Annotated in this window: 4 protein-coding genes; all 4 read right to left on the reverse strand. The window is 72.2% G+C overall.

The features are described from left to right. Positions 1-176: 176 nt before the first annotated feature. Positions 177-1,325: a DUF475 domain-containing protein gene (locus tag GTR00_RS17060; RefSeq protein WP_166612781.1), complete on the reverse strand. Its 1,149-nt coding sequence runs from the start codon at positions 1,323-1,325 to the stop codon at positions 177-179. Between the two features lie 146 nt (positions 1,326-1,471). After that, the gene (locus GTR00_RS17065; protein ID WP_166612782.1) at positions 1,472-2,047 is read right to left on the reverse strand and encodes a TerD family protein; all 576 of its coding nucleotides are present in this window, start codon (positions 2,045-2,047) and stop codon (positions 1,472-1,474) included. 114 nt (positions 2,048-2,161) lie between these two features. Further along, a complete protein-coding gene (locus GTR00_RS17070) occupies positions 2,162-2,953 on the reverse strand; it encodes an AIM24 family protein (protein ID WP_166612783.1) in 792 nt (263 codons plus the stop codon). Between the two features lie 71 nt (positions 2,954-3,024). Beyond that, the coding region (locus GTR00_RS17075; RefSeq protein ID WP_205706038.1) for a hypothetical protein at positions 3,025-3,470 on the reverse strand (446 nt) is incomplete at its 5' end.

A 3,470-nucleotide genomic window follows, 5' to 3' on the forward strand; every position in this document is an offset into this window, starting at 1 on the left:
GTGGTCGGCCAGCGTGCGCGTGCTGCGCCGTGGACCGGGGCGGCCCAGGAAGTTGTGCACCTCCTCGGCCGGCCGACCGTCGCGCGCCACCGGCGCCCTCCTCCGTGCTCGTGGCGCCCGTGCGCGCCCGTCCCGTCCCGGCGGGCACCCCGCCCGCCGGCCGTCCGTCCCCGGCGTCAGTGCGCCGGGGCGTGCGCCTCCACGTGCGCCTCCTCCGGGTGGCGGCGGTTGCGCACGATCGAGCTGATGAGGGCCGCCACGATGAAGGCCAGGCCGATCAGGCCGGTGACCACCTCGGGGATGTGCACCTCGATGCTGATGAGGAGGATGACCGCCAGGGCGCCGATGGCCCACAGCGCACCGTTCTCCAGGTAGGGGTACTGCGCCAGCGTCCCCTCCTTGACCAGGTGCACGGTCATCGACCGGATGTACATGGCCCCCACGCCCAGGCCGATCGCGATGATGATCGGGTCGGAGGTGATGGCGAAGGCGCCGATGACGCCGTCGAAGGAGAACGAGGCGTCCAGCACCTCCAGGTACAGGAAGAGGAAGAACGCCGCCTTGCCGGTGGCCTTGGCCACCGCGGTGGGCCCGCCGCCGCCGCGCTGGGCGGCCACGGCGCCGGCACCGGCGGCCGCGGCGCCCGCCTGGTCGGCGTGCTCGTGCTCGCCGTGCTCGAGGTGCTCCTCGACGTTGAACAGCTCGCCGAGGCCGTTGACCAGCAGGTAGGTGAGCACGCCGGCCAGGCCCGAGGCCAGGACGGTGCGCCCGTGGTCGGTGGCGAAGGTCTCCGCGGCCACGAGCAGCACGGCACCGGCCACGACGACCTGCACGCTCTCCAGCGCGCCGACCTTCTCGCCCAGGCGCTCCAGCGGCTTGAGCCAGTGGTGCTCCTTCTCGCCGAAGAAGAAGTTCAGGAAGAGCATCAGCAGGAACATGCCGCCGAAGGCGGCGATCGTCGGGTGCGCCTCGTTCAGCTCGTAGCCGTAGGTGCCCGGCTCCTCGGGGTCCCCGCCCCGCAGGGCGAGCTGCACCGTCTCCACCGGCCCCAGGCCGGCGGTGACGCTCACCAGCACGATGGGGAAGATCAGCCGCATGCCGAAGACGGCGATGATGATGCCGACGCTGAGGAAGATCTTCTGCCAGAAGTCGCTCATCCTCTCCAGCACCGTCGCGTTGACCACGGCGTTGTCGAAGGAGAGGCTGATCTCCAGCACGGAGAGGATGAGGACGAGCGCGAGCCCCTGCCAGCTGTCGTAGACGACCGCCAGCACGAGCCCCACGATCGTCACGGCGAACGACCAGCCGTAGGTCTTGAGGATCACGCGTCTGCTTCCTTCTCGTTCGGGCCCGTCGCACGGGCGGGACACCGCACCTTCTCAGCGACGGGCCGCAGCGGCCAACCGCCGCGCGGCGCGCGCCGCGCGGCGGTCCCCGGGGCGGGGCGCCCGGCGGGGCGCCCCGCGCGGTGTCAGACGCTGACGCCGAAGTCGGTGGCGATGCCGCGCAGGCCGTTGGCGTAGCCCTGGCCGACGGCGCGGAACTTCCAGTCCGCACCGCTGCGGTACAGCTCGCCGAAGACCATCGCGGTCTCGGTGGAGGCGTCCTCGGACAGGTCGTAGCGGGCGACCTCGGTGCCGCTCTCGGCGTTCACCACGCGGATGAAGGCGTTGCGCACCTGGCCGAAGGACTGCTTGCGGGTGTCCGCGTCGTAGATGGCGACGGTGAAGACGACCTTGTCGATCTCGGCGGGGATCAGGGACAGGTCGACGTTGATCTTCTCGTCGTCGCCGTCGCCCTCACCGGTGCGGTTGTCGCCGGTGTGCTCCACGGAGCCCTCCGGGGACTTCAGCTGGTTGAAGAAGACGAAGTAGCCGTCGTTCGGGACCTTGCCGTTGGCGCCGATCATGATCGCCTGCGCGTCGAGGTCGAAGTCCGAGCCGGTGAAGCTGTTCGCGTCCCAGCCGAGCCCGATGACGGCCCGGGTCATGCCCGGCGCCTCCTTGGTGAGGGAGACGTTGCCGCCCTTGCTGAGGCTGACGCCCATGGTGTGCGCTCCGTTTCGTCGGTCGTCCGTGTCTCGTGCGGGTGGTGCCCGCCCCTGATCAACGTGCGCGGGGGGCGGGCTGGTTCCGCGGGGTGCGGTGCTCGGGTGCGGTGCTCAGCCCCGGGAGCCGGAGAAGAGGCCGCCGATGGCCCCCAGGCCCTGCTGGTCGGGCTTGGCGGCGTTCTTGGCGAGGGCCTTGGCGAAGCCCTCGATGGTGACCGACTGCAGGATGACGCGCCCGTTGCCGCGCAGGGTGGCCAGCGTCAGGCCCTCCCCGCCGAAGACGGCGCTCATGATGCCCTGGCGGTTCAGCCGGCCCACGGTCTCCACGCTGTACTGCACGCGGTCGTCCCAGGCGACGATGCAGCCGGTGTCCACGCGGACGGTGCCGCCGTAGTCGGCGGGGTTGAGGTCGATGAAGTCCCCCGCGCCGGCGATGAGCAGCGAGCCGCGCCCGGAGAACTTCTCCAGGATGAAGCCCTCCCCGCCCATCAGCCCCTGCCCCAGCCCGGAGAAGGCGATGTCGAAGTGCACGCCGGCCTCGGCGGCCACGAACGCGTCCTTCTCCGCGAACCAGGTGGTCGAGCCGTCCAGCTCGATGTGGCGCATCTCCCCGGGCAGCACGCCCGCCAGCCCGAGCAGGCCGTCGCCGCCGGGGGTGGAGAAGTGCTGGAAGGCGAAGGACTCCCCCGCGAGCATCCGCTTGCCCGCGCCGACGGCCCCGCGCAGCAGCCCGCCCAGGCCCCCCTCGGACTTCTCGCCGGGCGCGGACAGCTTCGTCTCCACGGCCACGTCGCCGGAGGAGAAGAGGAACTTGCCCGACTCCGCGTACACCACCTGCCCCGGCCGCAGGGTGACGACGGCCATCTGCGTCGTCGTGCCGACCAGCTGCACGTCGAGGGTCACGATCCGCTCCTAGGTGCTTCTCGGGGCGCCGGGGTCGGCGCACGGGTGGGCGCGGTGGTGCGCGGGCGTGCTCACAGGTCCAGCTCGCTGCGCCGGAACTTCGACTCCAGGAAGCGGCTCTGCTGCTGCTGGCGGTCGAGGTCGGCGTCGTGGACGGCGTCGCGCAGGCGGCGGCAGCCCTCCAGCAGCAGGTGCAGCTGGTTGCGCAGCTCCTCGGCGGGCGTGGTGCCGGCCGCCGTGCGGTGCTCGCGGGCGTAGTCCGCCGGCAGGGCCAGGAAGTCGTCCACGGTGCGCGGCAGGTGCTCGGTCGCCAGGGTCTCCAGGTCGTGACGCACCCGCGGGTCGGCCCCGCGCTCGGCCACCCGCAGCAGCAGCGGGCCGAGCTGGTCGGCGACCTCGTGCACGAGGACGACGTCGGCGCGCTCGAAGCGGCCGCTGGTGTCCACGCGGTGCACGGTGGCCAGCAGGGCGCGCTCGGCGTCGGTCACCGGCGGCACGGCGCCGGAGGGGTGCTGCT

This window comes from Kineococcus indalonis (genome assembly GCF_009906395.1).
Classification (GTDB): domain Bacteria; phylum Actinomycetota; class Actinomycetes; order Actinomycetales; family Kineococcaceae; genus Kineococcus; species Kineococcus indalonis.

Bases quoted from the DNA above. Each gene is read 5' to 3' on its own strand.
- GTR00_RS17065 (WP_166612782.1), bottom strand. From the start codon at position 2,047: ATGGGCGTCAGCCTCAGCAAGGGCGGCAACGTCTCCCTCACCAAGGAG.